The organism is Pseudomonas sp. RIT-562 (assembly GCF_026241895.1).
Taxonomy (GTDB): Bacteria; Pseudomonadota; Gammaproteobacteria; order Pseudomonadales; family Pseudomonadaceae; genus Aquipseudomonas; species Aquipseudomonas mandelii_F.
The window spans coordinates 1-272 of record NZ_JAPJIV010000087.1; the positions used below are offsets into that span (position 1 = coordinate 1).

2 tRNA genes are annotated in these 272 nt (G+C 50.7%); both read left to right on the forward strand.

Annotated features, from left to right (window positions below):
- The first annotated feature begins 60 nt into the window (after positions 1–60).
- Positions 61–137: transfer RNA gene (locus ORL50_RS28870), tRNA-Ile, on the forward strand.
- Positions 138–146: 9 nt separating this feature from the next.
- Positions 147–222 (forward strand) — tRNA-Ala (locus ORL50_RS28875).
- The last annotated feature ends 50 nt before the right edge of the window (positions 223–272 follow it).

Below are 272 nucleotides of genomic sequence, written 5' to 3' on the forward strand. Positions count from 1 at the left end.
TAGAAGCAGCTTTAAGCTCCAAGCTGATAGCTCAACGCTAACAGTTACGCGCTCGAAATTGGGTCTGTAGCTCAGTTGGTTAGAGCGCACCCCTGATAAGGGTGAGGTCGGCAGTTCGAATCTGCCCAGACCCACCAATTTTGTATGGGGCCATAGCTCAGCTGGGAGAGCGCCTGCCTTGCACGCAGGAGGTCAACGGTTCGATCCCGTTTGGCTCCACCATTAACTGCTTCTGCTGTTAGAGTTTAGAAATGAATATTCCAGTGTGAATA